Origin of the sequence: Luteimonas sp. TWI662 (assembly GCF_039673825.1) — a bacterium.
Classification (GTDB): domain Bacteria; phylum Pseudomonadota; class Gammaproteobacteria; order Xanthomonadales; family Xanthomonadaceae; genus Luteimonas.
This window is the reverse complement of sequence record NZ_JBDJMI010000048.1, coordinates 1-3,199: the sequence shown is the minus strand read 5'-3', so window position 1 is coordinate 3,199 and position 3,199 is coordinate 1. Positions and strand designations below refer to the sequence as shown.

Genomic DNA, 3,199 nt, shown 5'->3' with positions numbered 1-3,199 from the left:
ATGAACGGGCGACCGCGCAAGACGCTCGGCTGGGCAACACCAGCCCAGGTGATGGAGAGGGAAATCATCGACTTCAAATCACGTGTTGCACTTGATTCTTGAGACCGCCCAGCATTACTACTTCCAGCAGCATCAACGCATTATCAATTCCACGCGCCGCCTTGATCGCCGTCCCAGCACCACCTGGCACGCAAGGAACGCCGTAGCTGCCGCATCAACAACAACCCGAGCGAATCAACGACGCCGGCGCCAATACTTCCTTGGCTGAAATTGGAATAGGCACTCTGGGCATCCATCGCCACATTGGCCAGATCCCAATCGTCTCGCCTGGAATACGCTCATCGGGATCGGTAAAGTGATAAGGATTGTTATTGGCATACGCATAGCCATTGAACGACCGCATGTCGCCGCTGCTGTAAGCCGTGACCGGATCTCGGCTGAGCATCCTCCCGATCTGCGGATCATAGTAGCGCTGCTGCATATACGTCAGCCCGGTCGCCGCGTCCCGCACGTGGCCTGTGTAGCCGGGTCCGTTTTGCAAGGCCGATGTCAACTGGGCGCCGTGTGGCTCGTACTCCCGACGCTCGACGACAGCGCCATTCTCGTCTGTCACGGCTACCACGCTTCCCAACGCATCGGCGTGCTGCGGCGTTCGATTCATCGGGCCGCTTACAATTCCTCGATTTCATTACCGGCGCGAATCAATCGTCCGCCTCGCCTTTACATTGCACCGGGAAGCAAAAGCTGAGCTTTTGAACAAGTTTGATACCTTGTGCAACGATGCTGAACGGCTCGCTTGGCTGGCTCTTATAGAAATCCACCATCAAAATCCCCTTGGGTATAGCGCTATAAAACACTGCTGAGTCCTCTGTGGCTTCAGAAACAGCAATTAAACTTAAAGGGTCTATTTCATGCACTTTTGCAAACCCCAAGTACGGCTTGTCATGGAATCCAATTTGGCCATTTAGCGCACTCAACTTATCCCGAACACATTTCAGTAATTCGTCAGCGCTCGACTTGCTGATGTAAGCCGAAACCAAGCCAGATGCTTTTCTGATGTCAGTTGGCCAGTCGATCGGCGGCAATTTGCTATCGCTTCTGAAGTCGTCAAGCGACAGGGGCTTTCCCGTCGCTCGGGAAATAGCAGCAACTAGCTTCTCGCCGTGTAGGCTACGCAAGCGTTTCTGATCCCTCTCCTTCAGGAATTCTGCACGTCTTTTCTGCATTTGATATTTATAGCGCATCTTCGTTCGTTTATAGTGAGGACCTTATTGTATTCTGCTCATTTAAAGCTCGCGTCCGCTCGCAGCGTCGGCTCAAATCGGCCCGCCGTTTCAACCGAGAGTTCAGCTGCGCTAGATTATGCCGCAACTCGCGTCCGTAACAAGAAGTCCTTATATCACCACTGTCTGTACCTATATGTCCGATTCCTTTCGGAGAAATACAAGCAACCCTTCGGCAGTTGGAATTGAATCCGGCGCATTCAGCCGAGTCCATTTCTCCGAAATCAGGAAGTTAGCAGGGAAATCTGCAATAACTTCAGTGACTACGCACTGCATAGCTTCCCGCTCGTCAAACCCTATTCTTCCATCCACGAAGGAAGTAAATATTCCGCTCAAAAGATTACGCCATATCAGCGTATTATCGACGCCGAACCGTCAAGCCGGGGTTAGCGTATGGGCGCCGTAGATCCACGACAAAGCGTTGCCATGACACCAGACGAGAAGGCTTTTTTCCGCAAGCTAGGGGCGCGCATGGCCGAACTGCGCCGCGACCAGGGACTGACGTAGGCGCAGTTGGGAGAACTGGTAGGCGTAAACCAGCAGCAGATTGCTTCGTTCGAGATCGGGTGCAGGCGCGTCCCGGTGTCGCTGCTGGCGGCACTGGCTACCGGGCTTGCGGTCACGGCGGAAGAACTGATTGGAGCGCCGGGACGGCGGCCTACTGGCAAGCGTGGGCAGCACCCAAGCTGCAGCAGCAGTTGGAGCGAATCAGTCAGCTACCGAAGGCCAAGCAGAAAATGGTTAGCGGGATGCTGGACTCGCTGTTGGCGCAGGCGGGGCGATAAGCCGCAACATCGCAACAACGACAAGGCCCGCAATGCGGGCCTTGCACGTTTAGGCAATCAGGACCTCGGCGGAAATGTTCTCCGCCCCTTCCCTCAGCCTGCTGGGCCGGAATGCATGACAACTCCACGCACACGCAAGTCCGGGCGCATGTCACATCCGACGCTTTCGTCATGGAAGCATGTTTGCGGAAGCGCATCCATGTCCATCTCGAAGACTACCCGGGAGTGGCTGACGAAGTTGGCATAGCGCCGCCCATCTTCGTTTCCTACGATCAGACGGCCACCGGGGTAGGCGGCCTTCAACTCAGCCAGTGTGGAGCCGATACCAATTCCCTTCTGGTCGCTCATGCCTTCGGCGGTTGTTCGCAGCCGTTCAACCCTGCCGTCGTCAAACCAGCATTCGATAATCACATCGTCGCCTAACGAGACGTCCATGACCACGTACTCGTCCCCTTCTTGCATGACCAAGCGTTCAATGATGGCGTGCCCAGTTGCGACAAGCTGGTCCTTGGTCATGCCGGTACGCAGATCCGCGATGGAGCCATGGCTTGCGTCGATATTTGCCGCTGCTAAGGAGGCAGCCTCAATGGGTGCGTGCTTCGCTCCCTCCAGCACGCCGGAGGGGGCAGGGCTGCATGCCGTCAGCATCAGGGCCCAAAAGGTACCGGACATGATCTTCATTTTTGAGGTTTCCAGTCGGTGAAGCGTCCCTGCGTCCCGTCCCGCTTAAGATCTACATGCACACCACGGCCATCAGTGTACTGATTGACCCGGTTGAACTCGCCGGAGCCATGGGCCGCATCAGCGATCTGCCTAGGCGTGTTCCCACTGATCCGAATGTCCGCCGCGTTGTCCTGCAGGTGCTGGCTCCGACTCGCGCCGCCCACCGCCCGGTTTTGTTCCACGGTTCTTTGTCCACTGGTCACTTCAATATTCTTCCCGGACTTATCACTGAAATTGAGCAATCGAGTTGTCACGGCAGGTCCAGGATTGGCTGGCGTTCCACCCAGTGACCTCTGGGGCAGGGCGGTCTCAAGAATCAAGTGCAACACGTGATTTGAAGTCGATGATTTCCCTCTCCATCACCTGGGCTGGTGTTGCCCAGCCGAGCGTCTTGCGCGGTCGCCCGTT

Annotated in this window: 4 protein-coding genes; all 4 read right to left on the bottom strand. The window is 56.0% G+C overall.

From position 1 onward, the window contains the following. Positions 1-214 precede the first annotated feature (214 nt). Positions 215-661 (bottom strand): RHS repeat-associated core domain-containing protein, encoded by a 447-nt coding sequence (locus ABE488_RS17665; protein WP_346449701.1) that lies wholly within the window; start codon positions 659-661, stop codon positions 215-217. 40 nt (positions 662-701) lie between these two features. Further along, positions 702-1,244, bottom strand: coding sequence for a hypothetical protein (locus ABE488_RS17660; RefSeq protein ID WP_346449700.1), 543 nt, complete (start codon positions 1,242-1,244; stop codon positions 702-704). A gap of 917 nt (positions 1,245-2,161) precedes the next feature. Beyond that, entirely contained in the window at positions 2,162-2,749 is a 588-nt protein-coding gene (locus ABE488_RS17655; RefSeq protein WP_346449699.1) for a hypothetical protein, read from the bottom strand. After that, on the bottom strand, positions 2,746-3,045 hold the full coding sequence (locus tag ABE488_RS17650) for a D-Ala-D-Ala carboxypeptidase family metallohydrolase (RefSeq protein ID WP_346449698.1): 300 nt from the start codon (positions 3,043-3,045) through the stop codon (positions 2,746-2,748). Before ABE488_RS17650 ends, ABE488_RS17655 begins: the two co-directional genes overlap by 4 nt. Positions 3,046-3,199 lie beyond the last annotated feature (154 nt).